This is a genomic window from Buchnera aphidicola (Mindarus abietinus) (assembly GCF_964059085.1).
GTDB lineage: Bacteria > Pseudomonadota > Gammaproteobacteria > Enterobacterales > Enterobacteriaceae > Buchnera_A > Buchnera_A aphidicola_C.
On the sequence record NZ_OZ060398.1, the window covers coordinates 288,827 to 310,143 of the forward strand.

19 protein-coding genes and 3 tRNA genes are annotated in these 21,317 nt (G+C 22.1%); 11 read left to right on the forward strand and 11 right to left on the reverse strand.

Translation table 11 applies throughout. From position 1 onward, the window contains the following. Nucleotides 1-44 precede the first annotated feature (44 nt). From cmk to serS, 4 genes are all read right to left on the reverse strand, one after another. Nucleotides 45-740 carry a (d)CMP kinase gene (gene cmk, locus AB4W62_RS01310; RefSeq protein ID WP_367679705.1) on the reverse strand — a complete coding sequence of 232 codons (696 nt, stop codon included), beginning with the start codon at nt 738-740 and terminating at the stop codon, nt 45-47. 180 nt (nt 741-920) lie between these two features. Further along, the gene (gene aroA / locus AB4W62_RS01315) at nt 921-2,207 is read right to left on the reverse strand and encodes a 3-phosphoshikimate 1-carboxyvinyltransferase (protein ID WP_367679706.1); all 1,287 of its coding nucleotides are present in this window, start codon (nt 2,205-2,207) and stop codon (nt 921-923) included. Between the two features lie 62 nt (nt 2,208-2,269). Beyond that, the gene (gene serC, locus AB4W62_RS01320) at nt 2,270-3,355 is read right to left on the reverse strand and encodes a 3-phosphoserine/phosphohydroxythreonine transaminase (RefSeq protein WP_367679707.1); all 1,086 of its coding nucleotides are present in this window, start codon (nt 3,353-3,355) and stop codon (nt 2,270-2,272) included. A gap of 56 nt (nt 3,356-3,411) precedes the next feature. After that, entirely contained in the window at nt 3,412-4,710 is a 1,299-nt protein-coding gene (gene serS, locus AB4W62_RS01325) for a serine--tRNA ligase (protein WP_367679708.1), read from the reverse strand. A gap of 412 nt (nt 4,711-5,122) precedes the next feature. Here serS and trxB point away from each other — a divergent pair, with 412 nt between their 5' ends. From trxB to aspS, 3 genes are all read left to right on the forward strand, one after another. Then, nucleotides 5,123-6,082: a thioredoxin-disulfide reductase gene (gene trxB, locus AB4W62_RS01330; protein ID WP_367679709.1), complete on the forward strand. Its 960-nt coding sequence runs from the start codon at nt 5,123-5,125 to the stop codon at nt 6,080-6,082. Nucleotides 6,083-6,157: 75 nt separating this feature from the next. After that, complete coding sequence (gene infA, locus AB4W62_RS01335) at nt 6,158-6,376, forward strand: translation initiation factor IF-1 (protein WP_367679710.1); 219 nt, start codon at nt 6,158-6,160, stop codon at nt 6,374-6,376. A 512-nt stretch (nt 6,377-6,888) separates the two neighbouring features. Then, the gene (gene aspS / locus AB4W62_RS01340) at nt 6,889-8,643 is read left to right on the forward strand and encodes an aspartate--tRNA ligase (protein WP_367679711.1); all 1,755 of its coding nucleotides are present in this window, start codon (nt 6,889-6,891) and stop codon (nt 8,641-8,643) included. A 276-nt stretch (nt 8,644-8,919) separates the two neighbouring features. On the opposite strand, the gene pyk is transcribed toward aspS, so the two are convergent. Beyond that, the gene (pyk, locus tag AB4W62_RS01345; RefSeq protein ID WP_367679712.1) at nt 8,920-10,362 is read right to left on the reverse strand and encodes a pyruvate kinase; all 1,443 of its coding nucleotides are present in this window, start codon (nt 10,360-10,362) and stop codon (nt 8,920-8,922) included. A 339-nt stretch (nt 10,363-10,701) separates the two neighbouring features. On the opposite strand from pyk, the gene zwf reads away from it, so the two are divergent. From zwf to tsaB, 4 genes are all read left to right on the forward strand, one after another. Then, nucleotides 10,702-12,171, forward strand: a complete 1,470-nt coding sequence (gene zwf, locus AB4W62_RS01350; protein WP_367679713.1) for a glucose-6-phosphate dehydrogenase — start codon at nt 10,702-10,704, stop codon at nt 12,169-12,171. Between the two features lie 188 nt (nt 12,172-12,359). Beyond that, nucleotides 12,360-13,232 carry a protease HtpX gene (gene htpX / locus AB4W62_RS01355; RefSeq protein ID WP_367679714.1) on the forward strand — a complete coding sequence of 291 codons (873 nt, stop codon included), beginning with the start codon at nt 12,360-12,362 and terminating at the stop codon, nt 13,230-13,232. A 252-nt stretch (nt 13,233-13,484) separates the two neighbouring features. Then, entirely contained in the window at nt 13,485-15,065 is a 1,581-nt protein-coding gene (locus tag AB4W62_RS01360; protein WP_367679715.1) for a TerC family protein, read from the forward strand. A 108-nt stretch (nt 15,066-15,173) separates the two neighbouring features. Then, entirely contained in the window at nt 15,174-15,842 is a 669-nt protein-coding gene (tsaB, locus tag AB4W62_RS01365) for a tRNA (adenosine(37)-N6)-threonylcarbamoyltransferase complex dimerization subunit type 1 TsaB (protein ID WP_367679716.1), read from the forward strand. On the opposite strand, the gene minE is transcribed toward tsaB, so the two are convergent. The 4 genes from minE to AB4W62_RS01385 are packed head-to-tail and all read right to left on the reverse strand — an operon-like array spanning nt 15,828 to nt 17,647. Continuing rightward, nucleotides 15,828-16,106 carry a cell division topological specificity factor MinE gene (gene minE, locus AB4W62_RS01370; protein ID WP_367679717.1) on the reverse strand — a complete coding sequence of 93 codons (279 nt, stop codon included), beginning with the start codon at nt 16,104-16,106 and terminating at the stop codon, nt 15,828-15,830. The two genes, tsaB and minE, sit on opposite strands and share 15 nt — an antisense overlap. Before the next feature lie 3 nt (nt 16,107-16,109). Continuing rightward, on the reverse strand, nt 16,110-16,922 hold the full coding sequence (gene minD / locus AB4W62_RS01375) for a septum site-determining protein MinD (RefSeq protein WP_367679718.1): 813 nt from the start codon (nt 16,920-16,922) through the stop codon (nt 16,110-16,112). A gap of 27 nt (nt 16,923-16,949) precedes the next feature. Then, nucleotides 16,950-17,297 (reverse strand): septum site-determining protein MinC, encoded by a 348-nt coding sequence (minC, locus tag AB4W62_RS01380; protein WP_367680136.1) that lies wholly within the window; start codon nt 17,295-17,297, stop codon nt 16,950-16,952. Beyond that, entirely contained in the window at nt 17,207-17,647 is a 441-nt protein-coding gene (locus tag AB4W62_RS01385) for a hypothetical protein (RefSeq protein WP_367679719.1), read from the reverse strand. The genes minC and AB4W62_RS01385 overlap by 91 nt, the downstream gene beginning before the upstream one ends. A gap of 175 nt (nt 17,648-17,822) precedes the next feature. On the opposite strand from AB4W62_RS01385, the gene rsmC reads away from it, so the two are divergent. Next, a complete protein-coding gene (gene rsmC / locus AB4W62_RS01390; RefSeq protein ID WP_367679720.1) occupies nt 17,823-18,839 on the forward strand; it encodes a 16S rRNA (guanine(1207)-N(2))-methyltransferase RsmC in 1,017 nt (338 codons plus the stop codon). 18 nt (nt 18,840-18,857) lie between these two features. Here the strand turns inward: rsmC and AB4W62_RS01395 are convergent. Beyond that, nucleotides 18,858-18,942, reverse strand: a tRNA-Leu gene (locus AB4W62_RS01395). 13 nt (nt 18,943-18,955) lie between these two features. After that, nucleotides 18,956-19,026: transfer RNA gene (locus AB4W62_RS01400), tRNA-Cys, on the reverse strand. A gap of 143 nt (nt 19,027-19,169) precedes the next feature. On the opposite strand from AB4W62_RS01400, the gene AB4W62_RS01405 reads away from it, so the two are divergent. The 3 genes from AB4W62_RS01405 to AB4W62_RS01415 all read left to right on the forward strand — a co-directional run bounded on the left by AB4W62_RS01405 (nt 19,170) and on the right by AB4W62_RS01415 (nt 21,292). Further along, nucleotides 19,170-19,254 (forward strand) — tRNA-Ser (locus AB4W62_RS01405). A 777-nt stretch (nt 19,255-20,031) separates the two neighbouring features. After that, complete coding sequence (locus AB4W62_RS01410; RefSeq protein WP_367680137.1) at nt 20,032-20,505, forward strand: flagellar basal body L-ring protein FlgH; 474 nt, start codon at nt 20,032-20,034, stop codon at nt 20,503-20,505. An 82-nt stretch (nt 20,506-20,587) separates the two neighbouring features. Then, nucleotides 20,588-21,292, forward strand: a complete 705-nt coding sequence (locus tag AB4W62_RS01415) for a flagellar basal body P-ring protein FlgI (RefSeq protein WP_367679721.1) — start codon at nt 20,588-20,590, stop codon at nt 21,290-21,292. The last annotated feature ends 25 nt before the right edge of the window (nt 21,293-21,317 follow it).

The window sequence follows — 21,317 nt, forward strand, 5'->3', positions numbered from 1 at the left end:
ATTGTTTATATTTTTTTATAATATCCATTTTATAAAACCGTGAATTAAATATTTTTTTTTAGTTCTTTTTTATATTTTTTACTTATGTAATACATACATAATGTAAGCACTTCCTTAATACTCATATTTGTTGAATCAATAATTATAGCATTTTTCGCTGGAATTAAAGGAGAAATAGTTCGAGTATAATCTCGATGGTCTCGTTTTTTCATTTCAATAAACAATTTATTTGTATCAATTAATAAACCTTTTTTCTTTAGTTCTAGCATTCTTCTATTTACACGACTAATTAAATCAGCTTTTAAAAAAAATTTTATTCCAGCGTTCGGAAATACTACTGTTCCCATATCTCTTCCATTAGCTACTAATCCGGGAAATTTTTGAAACATTCGTTGTTTTTTTAATAAAGCATTTCGTATATGAGGAAGCATAGCTAATTGTGAAGCTATATCACTAACTTGTTGAAAAATAATTTTTTTAGATATATTTTTTCCATTTGAAAAAAACAAAAAATCATTTTCTTTTTTTAAAATCTTAAATTTTAAATTTTTTGAAATTGAAATTAAATCTAAGTCTAAAATAGAAATATTGTTTTCTATAACTATTAATGCTAAAGCTCTATAAATAATTCCTGATTCAAGAAAAAACCAATTTAATTTATTCGCTATAGCCTTACATATAACACTTTTTCCGGCCCCACTGGGTCCATCTATAGTAATTACAGGAGCATATATTTTCATTTTTTTCTCCTGTTAAAACTAAATTAGTGTAATTTAATTATAAATATATTAAATTTCTATAATTTTTTAATTTGTTAACTAATTTAGTTGTTTAAAAATTATTAATTTTTTTTAAATATCTTAAATTTAAGATATAAAAAAACTTTTGTAAATACATCAGTGGATACTATTTAGAAAAAACTAATTAAAAGTACTAATTTTCTGAAATTCATCAAAATATGTTGGAAATGTTTTATTTACACATTGAGGATTTAAAATAGTCACTGGAACGGTAGATAAAGCTATTAAAGAAAAACACATTGCTATACGATGATCGTTATAAGTATTAATTTCTGCATGTAAAAATTTTTCTGGAGGTTTAATTAAAATATAATCTTTTCCTTCTTTGATAAAAGCTCCTATTTTTCTTAATTCTGTTGCCATAGCTAATAAACGATCACTTTCTTTTAATCTCCAATTATATATATTTTTAATTTTTGTTGTTCCCTTAGAAAATAATGCAACTATTGCTGCAGTCATAGCTGCATCTGGGATATGATTCATATCTAATTGAACAGAATTTAATTGATTTTTTGAACAAGTTATAGAATTAGAACCCCAGACAATATTAGCGCCCATTTTTTCTAAAACTTCAGCAAATTTGATATCTCCTTGTAAACTATTTTTTCCAACTCCATGAACTTTAACCATTCCTCCTTTAATTGCTGCAGCGGCTAAAAAGTAAGAAGCCGATGAAGCATCTCCTTCTATATTAATTTTTTCAGGAGTTTTATAAGATTGATTTCCTTGAATAAAAAAAGAAGAATATTTATTTTTTTTAACTAGAACTCCAAATTTTTTCATTAATTGAATAGTTAATTCTATATATGGCTTAGATACTAATTTACCTAAAATAAAAATTTTTGTATTGTTTCTTGATAAAGGAGACGCTATTAATAAAGCTGTTAAAAATTGACTAGAAATATTCCCTTTCAGATAAATTTCTCCTCCAATATATCCTCCTTTAATAAAAATTGGGAGAAATCCTTTTTTTTCTAAATAATTAATCTTAGCACCTCCTTGTTGAAGAGCATTAACTAAATGTTTTATTGGTCGTTCAAGCATTCTTGGATCACCAGTTAATTCCACATTATTTTTTTCTAGAGAAAAAAGTGCTGTTAAAGGCCTAACTACTGTTCCTGCGTTTCCTAAAAAAAAGGTTGTTTTTTTAATAACTTGAAAAGCTTTGATGTTTCCATAAATTATACAAGATTTTTTTTTATTAAATAATTTATATTTAATTCCTAAAGTTTTTAATGCTTCGAGCATATATTTGGTATCGTCACTATCTAATAAATTATTTATTTCAGTTTTTCCATTTGACATAGCAGATAAAAGTAATATTCTATTAGAAATACTTTTTGAACCAGGTAAATAAATGTCTCCATTTATTTTTTTTATAGTCTCTAATTTTATTTTTTTATTCATAATATAAAAACTCAAGTATTTATTTAAAATAAATTCTAAAAAATTTTAAAAAAAATAAAGATTTATCTATACTTTTCTTCAAAATAATTCATAAATTTTATCAATTTTTTTACTCCTTCTATAGGCATAGCATTATAAATGGATGCACGTATTCCACCTACTATTTTATGCCCTTTTAAAGCATATAATCCAAAAGATTGAGCTTCTTTTATAAAAATATTATTTAATTTTTCATTTTTTAGATAGAATGGAACATTCATATACGATCTATATTTTTTATTAATATTATTAATATAAAAATTTGTATCATCTATTTTTTTATAAAGTAAATTAGCTTTTACTTTATTATCTTGTTCTATTTTTTTCACCCCACCCTTATTAATTAGCCATTTAAAAACTAAACCTGCTAAATACCAAGAAAGGGTTACAGGTGTATTAAACATAGATTGATGATTTATTGCTATATTATAATCTAAAATAGAAGGAACTAACTTTTTTTCACTTGTAATTAAATCTTCTCTAATAATAACTAATGTTATTCCAGCTGCAGAAATATTTTTTTGAGCACTAGCATAAATTAAACCATATTTTTTAATATCTATACATCTAGATAAAATAGTTGAAGAAAAATCCCCTATTATTATTTTATCTAAAAAGTTAGGTTCTTCTCTTATTTCTATTCCTTCAAGAGTTTCATTAGGACAATAATGAACATAAGATGATTTTTTATTAAGTTTCCATTTTGAAAATGGAGTAACATTTACAATGTTATTATGATTTTCAATAACATTTATTTTTTTAGGAAAACAATATTTTTTAGCTTCTTTAAAAGCAGCATTGGACCAATAACCACTGCAAATATAATCAGCAAATTCATTTTTTTTTATTAAATTCATAGGAATAGCTGAAAACTGTCCTCTTGCTCCTCCTGAAAAAAATAAAACATGATAATTATTTGGAATATTCATTAAAAACCGTAGATTTTTTTCACATTCTTCTATTACTCTCATAAATTCAAAACTTCTGTGACTAACTTCAATAACCGATGCTCCTAAATTCTTCCAATTATAAAATTCTTTTTTATATTGAACTAAAACATCTTTTGGTATCATAGAAGGACCAGCACTAAAATTATAAATCTTATTCATATTATTCACCAATGTTTTTTATAAAAAATGAAAAAAATTAAATAAAAAAAATATTATTAAGAAATTATTTTTAATCCGTTCATATATTTATTTTGCAAAACTATTGGAACTTCTATTGTTCCATCTTCTAATTGATAATTTTCTAATATTGCTGCTAATGTTCTACTTAAGGCTAAAGCAGAACCATTTATAGTATGAAGAAACTTTTTTTTTGTTTTTTTAGAAGAGCTCTTATATTTAGATTTCATTCTTCTTGCTTGAAAGTCTATCATATTTGAACAAGAAGATATTTCTCGATATTTTTTTTCAGCAGGGAACCACACTTCTAAATCATAAGTTTTTGAAGCAGCAAATCCTAATTCTAAAGCACATAGCTGTACCTTTCTATATGGTAAATTTAATAATTTTAATATTCTTTCTGCATGTAGAGTTAACTCTTCTAGTGCTTGCATAGAGTATTTAGGATGTACAATTTGTACTATTTCTACTTTTTCAAATTGATGCATTCGAATTAAACCTCTAGATTCTTTTCCATAAGAAGAAGGTTCTGCTCTAAAACAAGGAGTCAAAGCTGTTAGCTTAACAGGTAAATCTTTTTTATTAAGAACTTTATTTCTTACTAAATTAGTTAGAGGAACTTCTGCTGTGGGGATTAAAGTATATTGAATTTTTTGATTTTTTTGATCAAAAGATTGAATATGAAACAAATCTGAACTGAATTTAGGAAGTTGCCCTGTTCCATATAAGCTTTCTGAGTTAACTAAATAAGGTACATAGGTTTCTAAGTAACCGTGTTGAACAGTATGAGTATCTATCATAAATTGACTTAAAGCACGATGTAATAATGCTATTTTCCCTTTCATAACAACAAATTTTGATCCGGATATTTTTACTGAAGATTCTGAATCTAATCCTTCTAATTTTTTACCTAATTCAATATGATCTTTAACTTTAAAATTAAATTTTTTAATTTTTCCCCATTTCGTTATTTCTTTATTTTTTTCTTCTGTACAATTAAAGATTGTATCTTCCGATGGAATGTTAGGAATTTCACTATATATTTTAAATAATTCTACTTTTAAATCATTCAATTTATTTTGATATTTATATATCTTTTTATTTATGATCGAAACTTTGTTTTCGATTTCTGAAGTATTTTTTTTTGTCCTTTTTAAAATACCTATTTTTTTAGATAAAGTATTTCTAATAGCTTGAAAATTTTCTGTTTTAATCTGAAAAATTTTTCTATCTTTTTCCATTTTTTCAATTTTTTTAACATTTAACGTAAATCCTCGAATTAATAATTTTTTTTTAATAATTTCTAGTTGATGGCGTAATAAATTTTGATCTATCATAATAAAAATAATTTCTTATTCAGTTAATGTATAAAATATAATATAGTATTTTTAAATACAAAAAAATATTATTATTAGTAATAAAAAGTTAAAACTTTAATATTTAATTAAAAGTTAATATATAATTATTAATTACTAATAAAATTAGTAATTTTATATAATTTTTGTTAATAAAATTAAATATATTAAAAAAATAAAATTTAATATATAAATAATTAAAAAATTATTTATATACTTTATATATATTTTTTTAATGTTCTGTAAAAAAAACATTTTTTTAAAATATATTAAAAATAAAAAAATCATGTTATAATTTTTATAATGGAATGAATTAAATCTTTATTAATGATTTAAAATTATTAATTTCCTGATATTAATAAAAATCAAAAAATATTTTTTTAAGGAAACATATGTGAAATTATTAAAAAAAAGAAAACTTATCATTATAGGGACAGGTCCGGCGGGATATACAGCTGCTATATACGCAGCTAGAGCAAATCTTAAACCTACATTAATTACAGGAGCTACTCCAGGAGGACAGTTAACAAAAACTGAGAATATTGAAAATTGGCCCGGTGATATTAATGCTTTACCTGGAATAAAATTAATGGATCGTATGAAAGAACATGCTACAAAATTTGATTCTGAAATCATATCCGATCATATATTAAATGTAAACTTTAAAAATTCTCCATTTAAACTAACTGGGGAAGAATATCACTATATTTCTGAAGCTGTAATTATTGCAACTGGAGCATCTCCAAGATACTTAAATTTAAATTCTGAAAAAAAATTTCTTGGTAAAGGAATTTCAACTTGTGCAGTATGCGATGGTTTTTTTTATAAAGAAAAAAAAATTGCAATCATAGGGGGAGGAAATACAGCTATAGAAGAAGCATTATATTTATCCAATATAGTCTCTAAAATTTATTTAATTCATAGAAAACCATATTTCACAGCAGAAAAAATTTTAATCGATCGATTAAATAAAAAAATTCAAGAAAAAAAAATAGATACTTATATGAATTATTCGGTCGAAGAATTTGTAGGAAACAATAAAGAATTAACAGGATTAAAAATATTTAATAAAAAACAAAATAATATTTCTACATTAATAAATGTTTCAGGAGCTTTTATTTGTATAGGAAACATTCCAAATACAAATATTTTTTTAAAACAACTAAAAATGAAAAATGGTTACATACAAACTAATTTTTCTGATTTTCATGGATATAAAACCCAAACTAGTATAAAAGGAATTTTTGCTGCTGGAGACGTTACCGATCATATTTATAGACAAGCTATCACTTCTGCAGCTAGTGGCTGTATGGCAGCTATTGATGCTGAAAGATATCTTCAAATATCTTCTTAACCTTATTTAAAATAAAAAAACATTAATTTTGAATAATTAATTATTTAAAAAAATATTTTTTAACTGAGAAAAATTATGCCAAAAGAAGAAAATGTAGAAATGCAAGGAACTGTTATAGATACCCTTCCAAATACAATGTTCCGAGTAAAATTAGAAAATGATCACCTTATTACGGCTCATATATCAGGAAAAATGAGAAAAAATTATATTCGTATTCTTACAGGAGATAAAGTAACTGTAGAACTAACACCTTATGATCTTACCAAAGGTAGAATAATTTTTAGAAGTAGGTAAAAAAAAATTTATTTATTTTAATATAAAAATTATTATTGAAATAATAATAATAATTTTATTATTTAATTTGTTTTTACCAAATATAAATAATTTTAATACTAGTAAATTATTCTTATTATCTATTTTAAACTTAAATATTTTTAAAAAAATTAAAAAAATGATAACTTTTATCTATATTAAACAATTCATAAATAAGAAATATAAAATATAATTTTTTATTAATAATTATTTTTAATAAGTTAGAAAATTTTTAGTAAAATTTTATCACATTCTTACTAAAAAATATTTTTTTATAAAAAAAATTTTATGTGATTTTCTTGATTTTTTTTTACATTAAAAAGTACTATTTTTTATAAAAAAAGCTTACTTATACTATTTATTTTAATTTCATTAAAAATAAATAATATTGTTATGTAATATATATATTTTTTTTCATTAAAAATATTTTTTTAAGCCTTAAAAAATAAAATAAAGATATTAATGTATTTAATAAAAGAATAATTAGGATTCTTATGAGAACAAAATATTGCGGACAAGTTAAATTATCTGATGTTAATAATTATGTTCAATTATGCGGATGGGTAAATAAAATAAGAGATTTAGGAAACATTATTTTTGTAGATATGAGAGATAAAGAAGGGATTGTTCAAGTAGTTTTTAATTCAAAAAATAAAAAAATATTTCAGGAATCTTGTTTATTAAAACAAGAAGCTTGTATTCAAATTCTTGGAATTGTTAAGGAAAGAGAAAAAAAAAATAAAAATTTAATTTTACCTACTGGAGAAATAGAAGTATTAGTTGAAAAATTAAAAATTTTTAATAATTCAAAACCATTACCTTTAGATTTTAATTATGAAAATAACGAAGAAATAAGATTTAAATACCGTTATTTAGACTTAAGAAATTTAAAATTATTTAATAATTTAAAAATCAGAAATAATATTTCAATATTAATCAGAAATTTTATGAATAAAAATGGTTTTTTAGATATTGAAACTCCTATATTAACAAAATCAACTCCAGAAGGAGCTAAAGATTATTTAATACCAAGTAGAATTCATAAAGGAAAATTTTATGCTTTACCTCAATCTCCTCAATTATTTAAACAGTTATTAATGATTTCTGGTTTTGATAAATATTATCAAATTGTAAAATGCTTTAGAGATGAAGATTTAAGGTCTGATAGACAACCTGAATTTACTCAAATTGACATTGAAATGTCATTCATTAAAGAAAAAAAAATTCGTCAATTTATAGAAAAAATGATTAGATACGTATGGAAAAATATTGTTAATTTAGACATTGGAAAGTTTCCTGTTCTCACATATTTTCAAGCCATTAATGATTACGGATCAGATAAACCTGACCTAAGAAACCCTATTAAAATAATTGAACTTTCTCATATATTTAAAAAAAATCTTTCTTTTTTTAACTTAAAAAAAAATGATGATCAAAACTATCGTATCGCGGGTTTACATATTTCTTATAACCTTAAAATAAGCAGAAAAAAAATAGAAGAATATAAAATATATATTGCAAAATATAATATTAAAAAGCTTTATTTAATTAAAGTAACTGATGTTTTAAACAAAACTCATGGATTTAAAGGTTCTATAAATTCTATATTATCAATAGATGTAATTAAGAAATTATTAAATGAAATAAATCTTAAAAATAATGATTTAATATTAATTGTAGCCGATAATAGAAATATTGTTAATCATGCATTAGGAAAATTAAGAGAAAAAATAGGAAAAAATTTTGATATTTTCAAAAAAAATCAATGGAAACCCGTATGGATTATAGATTTTCCTATGTTTAAAAAAGATGAAGCAGGAAATTTTAACTCCGTTCATCATCCTTTTACTGCTCCTAAAAAGGATAACATAACGGAATTAAAAAAAGATCCTGAAAAAACGTTATCTAATTCTTATGATCTCGTGATTAATGGATGCGAAGTAGGCGGGGGATCTATGAGAATTAATACTAAAGAAATGCAAAAAACTATATTTAGTATATTAAAAATTTCTAAAGAATTACAAGAAAAAAGTTTTGGATTTTTTCTAAAGGCATTAAATTATGGAACTCCGCCACATGGAGGAATAGCAATAGGGCTAGATAGAATAACGATGCTTTTAACAAATAGTAAAAGTATTAAAGACGTCATAGCCTTTCCAAAAAGTACAAGTGCTACTTGTTTAATGACTAAATCCCCAAATACTATAAAAAACATAGAATTAATAGAACTAGGAATAAAAAAGATTTAAAATTTTTTTGTAAGAAAATAAATTTAATTAAAAGTTAGATTTAAATATATATAAAAAAAATATTTGAGGTTAAAAATTTAAAAAATTTAATTTATTAAAAAAAAAAAAAAAAATTCAAAGAAAATTATTCATATTAAAAAAAATAAATTAATAATTTTTATTATTAATTTTTTTTAAAAAAAAATTTTATTTAATAAAAATAACTTAAAAAAATAAAAATTGTGAAATCTTAATTTATTAAAAAAAAAAATTAATCATATTTATTAATAAATTCAATTATTTTACTTTAAGAATTCTACTCATATTTGTTTTACCTGGTTCATGAAGTATATCTCCTTGTGTAACTATAACAAGGTTATTTTTTCCTAAAAATCCTTTTTTACGTAATAAAGAAATAGCTTGATTAGATACATCTAATCCTGTTTCAACACTATTAAAATAGATTGGAATTACTCCTCTATATAAAGAAACTATTTTTAGTGTTTTTATATTTCTAGAAAGAGCAAATATAGGTAATCCAGAAGTAATTCTAGATGTCATTAAAGCCGTTCTTCCTGATTCTGTTATCGTAACTATAGCGGACACTCCTATTAAGTGATTTGCTGTATACATAGCTGACATCGCTACTGCTTCTTCTATATTATTAAATTTTATATTGAGTCGATGTCTAGAAACATTAATACTAGGTATTTTTTCAGCTCCTTTACAAACTTTTGACATTTTTAGAACTGTTTCTACAGGATATTTACCAGAAGCTGTTTCTGCTGATAACATTACAGCATCACTTCCATCTAGAACTGCATTAGCGACATCCATAACTTCCGCACGGGTAGGCGTAGGATTATCAATCATTGATTCCATCATCTGGGTAGCTGTAATAACAATTTTATTTAATTGACGAGCTCGTCGAATTAATGTTTTTTGTACTCCTACTAATTCAGGATCTCCTATCTCTACACCTAAATCTCCTCGTGCAACCATAATGACATCTGAAAATGTTATTATTTCGTCCATAATTTTTATATCAGAAACTACTTCTGCTCTTTCAATTTTTGCTATTATTTTAGCATTACTTCCTGCTTGAACAGCTAATTTTTTAGCTAAAATTAAATCTTTTGCAGATCTTGGAAAAGAAATTGCTAAATAGTTTACACCTATTTTAGCGGCTATTTTAATATCGTATTTGTCTTTTTCTGTTAGTGCTTTTGCGGATAATCCACCTCCTAATTTATTAATTCCCTTATTATTAGAAAGATATCCTCCTATTTTCACTTTAGTAAAAATTTTTCTCTGAACTATTTTTAAAACTTTTAATTGAATCTTACCATCATCTAGCAATAAAACATCTCCTGGAAATAAATCTAAAGGTAAATCATAATAATCTATCCCTACTTGTTTAACATCCCCCTGATTTTTTTCTAAGTTAGCATCTAATATAAAAGAATTATTAATAGATAAAAATACTTTATTTTTTTTAAATTTTGAAATCCTAATTTTAGGTCCTTGTAAATCTCCTAATAAAGGAATATATAAACCAAGTTTTTTAATTATCAGATTCGCTTTTTTAGCTCGTAACAAATGATCTTGAGTGCTTCCATGAGAAAAATTTAACCTTAATACATTAGCTCCTGCTAATATTACTTTTTCTAATACTTTATCATTATCTGTTGAAGGACCTAACGTAACTACTATTTTCGTTCTTCTCATTCTTTTTAACATTATTTTTTCCAATTCTATTATTGTTTTAACTTTAAATTAATATATAACTATTTATAGTTAAATAAAAACTTATAAAAAATAGATATATTTTTAAAAGATAAATTACAGTGTATAGTATACATTAAACAACTTAATATCTATATCTTTTATATTTACATATGTTTTTTAAAAATAAATTTTGAATACATGCTTTTTACAGTTTTTTTTAACTAAACTAAAATTTTTTTAAAAATAATTAATTTTATTAAAAAATATTTGTTCATTTAAAAAATTCAAGATAATATTTTAAATATTTTTAAAATTAAAAAAATCAATTTTTTTTTAATATAAGGTTAAAACATGTTCATAAATAACACAACTCAATCATATGATTTAGTAATTTTTGGAGCAAAAGGAGATCTAACTAAAAGAAAATTATTACCAGCTTTATACAAACTAGAAAAAAATAAAAAAATTTTTAAAAATACTAGAATTATAGGTATAGGTAGAGCGAATTGGAATAATTCAGAATATTGTAAAATTGTTAAAAAAAATTTAATAAATTTTTTAAATATTCCTTTAGAACAAAAAATTTGGAAATTATTTAAATCTAAATTATTTTTTTATAATTTAGATATAAATAATATTTCTTGTTTTAAAAAATTAGAAAAAATTTTAAATACTAATAACAATATTACTATTTACTATTTTGCAATGCCGCCTAATACTTTTGAAATAATTTGTCAAGGATTAGGAAAATCTTACTTAAATAATAAAAATACTAGGATAGTCATAGAAAAGCCTATAGGAAACTGTTTTAAAAGTGCTCAGATTATTAATAAAAAAATTAGTAAATACTTTAAGGAATCACAAATATTTAGAATCGATCATTATTTAGGAAAAGAGACAACATTAAATTTATTATCTTTACGATTTGCTAATAATATATTTTTTAATAATTGGAATAACAAAATCATTGATCATATCCAAATAACTGTTTCAGAAAAAGTTGGAATTGAAGGAAGATGGAAGTATTTTGAAAAAACCGGTCAAATGAAAGATATGGTTCAAAATCATTTATTACAATTACTAACAATAATTGCTATGTCTCCACCTAATGATTTAACAGAAAATAGTATAAGAGATGAAAAAGTCAAAGTTTTAAATTCTTTACGTTTAATAAATAATGATAATGTTAATATTAATACAGTACGAGGACAATATTCTTCTGGTATTATCGACGGGAAGAAAGTTGTATCTTATTTAAATGAAGATGGAATTAAAGAAAATAGTAAAACAGAAACTTTTGTTTCAATTCGAGTAAATATTGATAATAATAGATGGAAAGGTGTACCTTTTTATTTACGAACTGGTAAAAGATTACCTAAAAAATGTTCAAAAATAGTAATTTTTTTTAAAAAAATTCCTATAAATCTATTTAATAATGCTTTTATAGATATTCCACAAAATAAATTAACTATCCGTTTAGAACCTCATGAAGGAATAGATTTACAAATAGTTAATAAAGTTCCAGATTTACAATCTGAATATTTATTGGAAAAAGTTAAACTAAATTTTGATTATATTAATACTTTTCCAAAAAATTCTTTATCAGATGCTTATGAAAGATTATTATTAGAAAGTATATTGGGAAATCAATCGTTATTTGTTCGACATGATGAAGTAGAAGCATCTTGGAAATGGATTGATTCAATAACAAACGCTTGGGAATCTACAAATCTAATTCCTATTTTATACAAATCAGGAACATGGGGACCAAAAGAAATTTCAGATCAAATAATTAATCAAGATAAAAGATATTGGAGCTAATCTTTTAAATTGATTCGTTAAATAAATAATTGAATTAATTTATTTTAAAAATTTAAAATTTATGAAGTTAAATATTTTTTTAAACTAAATACAATTAATTAACAAAAATTAAAAGAATATTAATTCTGTATAAATATTAAAAAATAATATAATTATTTTCTAAAACAAGGAAAAATATATAAAAAATTATGATAAGAGTTATTCTTTTTTTATTTACTAATTTGGCTATAATGATAGTATTCGGAATTTTTTTAACATTTTTTGGAATCAAAACAAATAGCTTATATTCATTATTGATTATGTCCGCTATATTTGGTTTTAGTGGATCCATATTATCACTACTAATGTCAAAATGGATTGCTTTAAATGCTGTTAATGGAAGATTAGTGAAAATTCCTACAAATGATCAAGAAAAATGGTTAGTTACAATTATCAAAAAACAATCTTCTTTTTTAAATTTAAAAACACCAAAAATAGCGATATATCCTTCTTTAGACATAAACGCATTTGCTACAGGACCAAATAGAAATTCATCATTAATTGCTGTTTCATCTGGCTTATTAAAAAATATGAATGAACAAGAAATAGAAGCTGTCATAGCTCATGAAATGACGCATATCAAAAATGGAGATATGATCACCATGACATTAATACAAGGAATAGTAAATACTTTTGTAATTTTTATTTCTCGAATTATTGCACGAATTATTACTAATATTTTTAATAATAAAGAAGAAAATAACACTAATTATAATTCTATGATTTATGTCTTTATTTCTTTAGTTCTAGAAATAATATTTGGTAGTATAGCTACTATAATTACTATGTGGTTTTCAAGATATAGAGAATTTTATGCTGACGCAGGATCTGCAAAATTAGTAGGTCGAAAAAAAATGATTTCTGCTTTAAAAAAAATAAAAACAAGCTATGAACCTACAGAAGATAATAGTATTATTGCTTTTTGTATTAATGGAAAATCTAAGACTATTCTTAATTTATTTATGTCACACCCCCCTATAGATCAACGTATCATGGCATTACATAATAAAAAATATATGTAATTAAAAAAAATAAAAGAGAATATTAATTCTACATAAAAAAATTCTCTTTTATTTTTAAAAAAATTGTTATTTTAAAATAAAAATAATAATTTTTATTAATATTTTAAAAACATCCTTAAAAAAATTATTTAAATAAATAATATAATATTCATATAAAAAATATATATTTATTTAGCACCTAATTGTTAAGTTAATTCTTAATTAATAAGATAAACTTATATTTTAATACATAACTTTCTTATGGAGTTTATAATGGAGTTTTTTTTAGACCCATCTACATGGATAGGTCTACTTACTTTAATTACATTAGAAGTAGTGCTTGGAATTGATAATTTAATTTTTATTGCTATTCTAACTAAAAAATTACCCCCATCACATCGTGATAAAGCAAGAACAATAGGATTAAGCTTAGCGTTATTAATGCGATTAAACTTATTATTACTAATATCTTGGATAGTTACTTTAACTACTCCTATTATACAAAATAAATATTTCGTTCTATCAGGAAGAGATTTAATTTTACTTTCTGGAGGATTATTTCTAATTTTTAAAGCAACAATTGAATTACATGAAAGATTAGAAAATTATCCAGAAAATAATACTAATAGTAAAAATTATGCTAGTCTATGGGCCGTTGTTATACAAATTATAGTATTAGATGCTGTTTTTTCATTAGATGCAATTATTACAGCTGTTGGTATAGTTAATAATTTACCTATTATGATGACAGCAGTAATTATTTCAATGACTATTATGTCATTTGCATCTAAATTTTTAACTAATTATATTAATAATCATCAAACAGTAATAGTTCTTTGTCTTAGTTTTTTATTGATGATAGGGTTTAATTTAGTAGCTGGAGCTTTTCAAGTGCATATTCCTAAAGGATACTTATACACTACAATAGGATTTTCAATAATGATTGAATTATTTAATCAAATTTCTTATAATAATTTTATTAAAAATCAATCTAGAAGATCGATGCGTCAAAGAACTGCAGAAGCTATTCTTAGACTAATGGTTAAAAAAAATCCAGAAAAAAAGAATGAACAACAAAAAAAAATAGATAGAAACAATTCTAAACCAAATTTTTCACATACATATATATCTGAAACATTTAAAGAAGAAGAAAGGTATATGATGAATGGAGTTTTAACATTAGCCATGAGATCTATTAAAAGTATGATGACTCCTAGAGGAGAAATTTCATGGGTAAATATAGAAAATAATATAGATGTAATTAGATCTCAATTATTAGCTACTCCTCATAGTTTATTTCCTATATGTAAAGGCGAGTTAGATGAAATAGTAGGAGTAGTAAGAGCAAAAGAATTATTATTTGAAATAGAAAAAAACGTGAATTTAACTGAATTTTCTTCTAAAAACCCACCGATTATTATTCCTGATACACTTGATCCAATTAATTTATTAAAAATATTAAGAAAATCTAAAGGAAAATTAGCTGTTATTACAAACGAATTTGGCGTTGTGCAAGGATTAATTACTCCTTTAGATATTTTAGAAGCCATTGCAGGAGAATTTCCTGATGAAGACGAAACTCCGGACATCATTTCTGAAAATGATAGCTGGCTTGTTAAGGGAGGAACTGATCTTCATTCTTTACAACAATTACTAAATACTAAAACCTTAATAAAAAAAGAAGAAAATCATGCTTCATTAGCAGGACTGCTAATATCTCAAAAAGGACAACTTCCTCTTCCTGGAGAAATTATTTATATACCTCCTTTTTATTTTCATATTGTTGAAGCAACAGAATATCGAATTAATTTAGTTCGAATTAAAAAAAATATAACTTTTAAAAAAAATAATTAAGCAAGTAAAATCAAAATAATTAACTCTTTATATTGTTTAAAAAATTTATATTTAGTATATTTACTATATTTTGTATATATAAACTATAAAAATATCTTAAAATAAAAAATGAATAAAATAATATTATCTATTGATGCTTCATGTTCTAATTGTTCAACATCGTTATTTTATAATAAAAAAATTGATTCTATTACTGAAAAATATAAAATAAATCAAACGAAAGAAATTTTAATAATGATTAATAAACTTTTAAAAAATAGAAAAATATCTTTAAAATTATTAGATGCAATTTCGTTTACTACAGGACCTGGAAAGTTTACTGGTATTCGTACTGTGATAAATATAGCACAAAGTTTGGCTCTTGGAACAAGAATTAAATTATTTCCAATTTCTACACTGTTGACTATTGCAGAAAGGGCATGGAGAAAAAAAAATATAAAAAAAATTGTAGTGACACTTAATGCAAACCATCATCAAGCATATTGGGCAAAATATATTAGAAACAATAATGGAGTTTGGAAAACAATAAAAAAAGATAGTTTAATTACAATTTTAGAACTAAACAAAAAAATTAATTTATTAAGTGATAATTGGACTGTTATTGGAAATGTTTACAAGAAACTTACTATTAATCCTAAAATTTTAATAAATAAAGAAATTTTTTTTCCTCATGCTAAAGATATCATTCCATTTACTTTATTATACTTAAATAAAAATACAAAAAATAAAATCAAAAAAGTTTTTCCTAATTATTTAAACACATTAGGACTTAACTAAATCAATGTATTTTTTATTTAAAAAAAATATTCTTAATTCTAATACTGAAATATTTCTATCTTTAGAATTCATTTTTATTTGTACTATTTCAGGTTTTATCTGAACATATTTAAAAATAACTTTTATTATTTCTTTTTTTAATTTTGGAAAATAATCAGGAAAATGATTAATTATTTTTTGTTCAGATATCATACTTTTTAATCTTTCTTTAGCAATATGGGCAGTATTTTTTTTTTTAGATATAAAAAAATCTAATATTGTCATATTTTATCTCCTAAATAAACGTCTAAAAAAGCTTTTTTTTTCTTCTTTAATAAATCGAAATGGTACTTTATTTCCTAATAACCTATTTACAGTATCAAAATAAGCTTTTCCTGCTATTGATTTTAAATCAAGAATAATAGGTCTTCCTTGATTAGAAGCTCTTAAAACAGATAAATCTTCGGGAATTACGCCTATTAATTTTATTTTAAGAATATCTAAAACGTCATCCATACTTAGCATCTCTCCTTGATTTACTCTAGAAATATTATATCGAGTTAATAACAAATATTCTTTTATTGGTGTTTGATTAATTTTAGCTCTATATGATTTAGAAGAAATTATTCCTAATATCCTATCTGAATCTCGTACTGAAGAAACTTCTGGATTTGTTACAACTATAGCTTCATCAGCAAAATAAATAGCGAGTAAAGCTCCTGTTTCTATTCCAGCTGGAGAATCACATATTATAAATTCAAAATTCATTTGGATTAAACTTTGTAGAACTTTAAAAACCCCATCATAAGTAAGAGAGTTCTTATCTCTTGTTTGAGAAGCTGGTAGAATATATAAATTTTTAGTATTCTTATCTCTTATTAAGGCTTGATTTAATCCTATATTATCATTTATGACATTTATAAAATCATAAACTACTCTTCTTTCGCATCCCATAATTAAATCAAGATTTCTAAGGCCAATATCAAAATCAATAACTACGGTTTTTTTTCCTCTATTTGCTAATCCTGTAGCTATTGCAGCACTTGAAGTAGTTTTTCCTACACCTCCTTTTCCGGATGTAACAACAATAATACGAGACATATTTCATACCTTTAAAAAATAAGTTTATTATATTTTATTTATTTTTAAAATTCCATCTTTTAAAAAAATATCTACAGTTTTTCCTATAAATATTTTTGGTATTTTATCCTTAACAAAATATTCTCCAGCAATAGAAATTAATTCTGATGACAAATTTAGACAAAAAATATGACTTGAAAGATCTCCTCTTGCACCTGCTAAAGCTCTTCCGTTTATTTTTCCATATACATGAATATTTCCACTTGCTATAACTTCTCCTCCTGCATTAACATTATTGATAACTATTAAATCTCCATCAGGAACATAAATTTTTTGACCTGATCGAATTGGAAAATTAATAATCTTAGAATTTTTAACATTTTTTTTTGCAAAAATATTTTTTTTTTATGTATTTTTTTTAAAAATAAATTAAATATTTTTTTTTCTTCTAAAAAAATAGGAATATTTTTTTTTTCTGTTTCTAATGCAACCCATTCTTTAGTACAATTAACTATTCCAATTATTAATAATCCTAAAGAAGATAAGTTATTTTTTAATTTTTCTAAATTAATTTCTTTTTTTAAAAAAGATAAATTTATTATTAAAGGAGTTTTATAAAAAAAAATAGAAAATTTTTTTATTTTTTTTTCTAATTCTTCTTGAACTTTATCTATATTATGACTGAGTAAAAAAAGAACTAATATAGTAAAAGAATTACTTGTTAATTTAATAAAATTTTTTTTCATATCTTATAATTTTTTATATAATATTTAATTAAAATAATTTAGTATAGTTATACATAAATTTTTATATAAAATATAGATTTTTTATTTATTTAATTTTTTTTTAAATCAATAAAAAAATTAAAAAAGATTTTAAATAGAAAACTATGAAAAATACATTTATGAAATTTCTGAAAATATGAATAAGATAAAAATATCTAATACTACCGCTTTGTTAGTTAAAAATAAAAATATTTTTTTTAATAAAAAAATATTTTTTTCAGGTTTAAGTAATATTGAAGTTTTTAATAAATTAAATTTAAAATTTATTAGAGTTCATACATATAAATACAATATTTGGAAAGAACTAAAAAAAAAAAATATTTATGTCACTTACAAGCTACTAGCTAATAAAAGTTCTATTGAAAATAGCGAAATATTGATTTTTTACTGGAAAAAAAATGTGTTGGAAAATATTTTTCAATTAGTCAATTTAATTTCTTTATTTCCTATCCGATCTAATATCTATATAATAGGAAAAAATAAAAGTGGAATTAAAAGTAGTATAGGTAAGTTAAAAAAATGGATTATTTGTGAAAAAATAGATTTTTTGAGAAAATGTTCCCTAATCCATGGAACAATTCAAAAAAAAATAATATTTTTAAAAGAAGAGTTTATTAAAGTATTCTTTTGGGAAAACTTAAATATATATTTTTTTCCTGGAGTTTTTAGCTATAATAAAATAGATGAAGGAAGTAAATTACTGCTATCTACTTTTACAAAAAAAATTGAAGGAGAAGTTTTAGATATTGGTTGTGGAAATGGAATTTTATCTGCTTATTTATTAAGCAAAAAAATAAATAAAATAAAAATAACGCTTTCTGATATTCATTTAGCAGCAATCGAATCAAGTAAATTAACTTTTAAAAAAAATAAATTAAAAGGAAATATTTTATCAAGCGATGTATATTCGAATATTAAGAAAAAATTTAATCTAATTATTTCTAATATTCCTATTCATCAAGATTTAAATATTGAATTAAAAACTGGTATTTCTATTATTAAAAAATCTATTAATTATCTAAAAGATAAAGGAGAATTAAGAATTGTCATAAACTCTTTTATAAATATTTCAAAAATTTTTAAAAAAAATTTTAAAAATTATAGAATTTTAAAAAAAACAAAAAAGTTTATTGTTTTTCAAGGTTTTAAATAAACATATGTATAAGATACATACCCGGAGCGGGATTTGAACCCGCAAAGCTATTAAAGCCGAGGGATTTTAAGTCCCTTGTGTCTACCAATTTCACCATCCGGGCAAAATATTTTTTTAGGCGCATCCCGGAATTGAACCGAGTTATACGGATTTGCAGTCCGCCGCATCACCAATCTGCCAACGCGCCAAATGATACTGATTTTAATCTTCATTATATCAATAATTTTAAAATCAAACAACTGAATTCTTTTAAAAAAGAAATTTTTTTTAAAATAATTTAAAGACTAAACTTTACAGTTTAAGCATTCCAGTTTATAATTTAATTTGATAGGAGGGGTGGCCGAGTGGTTGAAGGCAGCGGTCTTGAAAACCGCCGATGAGAAATTATCCGAGAGTTCGAATCTCTCTCCCTCCGAAAAATATATGTTTAAAAAATAATTTTTAAATTTACTTATTAAGTAATAGTACTTTTTTTAAAAAAATTTAAAAAATAAAATATATTTAATAAATATTTTCAAAAAAAATATTTATATTTTTCTAGTTAGAATTTATAAAATAAATAAAAAATTTTTATTTTTGATAAAAATTAACTAAATAAAAAAAATTAACTAATTTTTCTATGCAAGAAATCTATTCTTTATTAAAAGAAATAATAAAAAAAATGATGTTTAATCTTATTAAAAAATAAAAGATAGATCAATCTATCTTTAATATAGATAGATCGTATCTAAAAAAAAATAATATTAAGATTATAAAAAATAAAATATCTATATCTATAACTATAAAAAATCTATATTTCTATATGCAATAAATTTATTCTAATTTTCGATTACTAGATTATATAAAAGTTATATTAGTAATAAATACTACTAGTTTTAAAAAAAAACTAATTAAAAATTTTTTTTTAATAAAAAAAATATTTTTTAAACATTATATATAAATTTACTTATATTTTTTTTAAAATGAAAAAAAAAACAATATTTAAAGTTTTTCCCATAATATTTTTTATACTCTGTATAAACAATTTTTTTTTATTAAAAAAATTTAGTAAAAAAAAGAAATGTATTTCTACTAATAATTTAATTTGTATTGTTGATATCAATAAAAAAAAAAAATTTATTTAGCAAAATATATTCATATTTTAAAAAAAAAACATTATTTAATTTTTGAAAAATATCAACCTAATTATTCGATTGGAGATACATTGATTATGATCATGCAAGAAAATATTGTAATTGGAAAGCATGCTAATTTAAATTTTTCAGAAAATAAAACTATTAATACTAAATTAGGATTTACAGGTTTAAACTATTTTTTTAAAAAAATATTTCAAAAAAATAAAATTAATTTATATCGGTATAAAAAAGATAAAATTTCAACAAAAAAAAATTTTTTTAAAAATAGTTCATTTACAAGTATGATAACAGTTACTATAAATAAAATTAAATCTAATGGAAATTTAAATTTTATCGGAAAGAAAAAGATTATGATTAATGATCATAAAGAAGTTTTGTATGTTTCAGGAACAATAGATCCTAAAAATATAAGTAAAAAAAAATTAATTAATTCTATTCAAGTAGCTAATTTAAATATTAAATATTTTGAAAGCAAAAAAAATAACTCAAAAAAAATTAATTGGTTTAAAAATTTTTTTTCTTTTTTTTAAAAAATAAAAATATATTTCATACTTAATGAAAATTTAAAACTTTAAAAAAATTTTTTTAGAAAAAATTTCTAAGGAAATATTTATGATATTAATTAAATTAATTTATATTTGTATTATTATAACTTTAAGCAAAATATCAATTTGTCAAGCAGAAAAAATTCAAAATTTAACTGATATTAAGGGAATTCAAGAAAATCAACTTATCGGATATGGACTGGTTGCAGGATTAAAGGGTACAGGAGATTCTTATTCCCCAATAGCATTTAGTAATCATATTATTCATAATATGTTATCTCAATTAGGTATTAAAATACCGGTTAATAGAAATACTTCTTTAAATAATGTAGCTTCAGTTATAGTTACAGCTAACTTACCATATTTTAGTTCATTAGGGGGAACTATCGACGTTAATGTAGCTTCAATAGGAGATGCAAAAAATTTAGAAGGAGGAACTCTTTTATTAACTCCATTAAAAAATGTAGATAATAAAATCTATGCTTTTGCTCAAGGTCTAATCCTTAAAAAAAAAATAAAATTTCAAAATATTTCAAAAAAATCTAATTTTTATACGATTAATTATTATTCTGTTAAAAATGGAGCAATCATAAGAAAAGAAATAAAAAACGATCTATTTGATAAAAAAAGTTTTAAATTACAACTAAAAAAAGAAAATTTTTTATTATCTAAAAAAATTAGCGATTGTATTAATTTACATTATCCAAATATATCTGTCCCGATAAACTCAAAAACTATTAAAATAAAAAATTTTTTTAAAAAAAAAAATTAATAGAAATTATTTCTAATATTCAAAA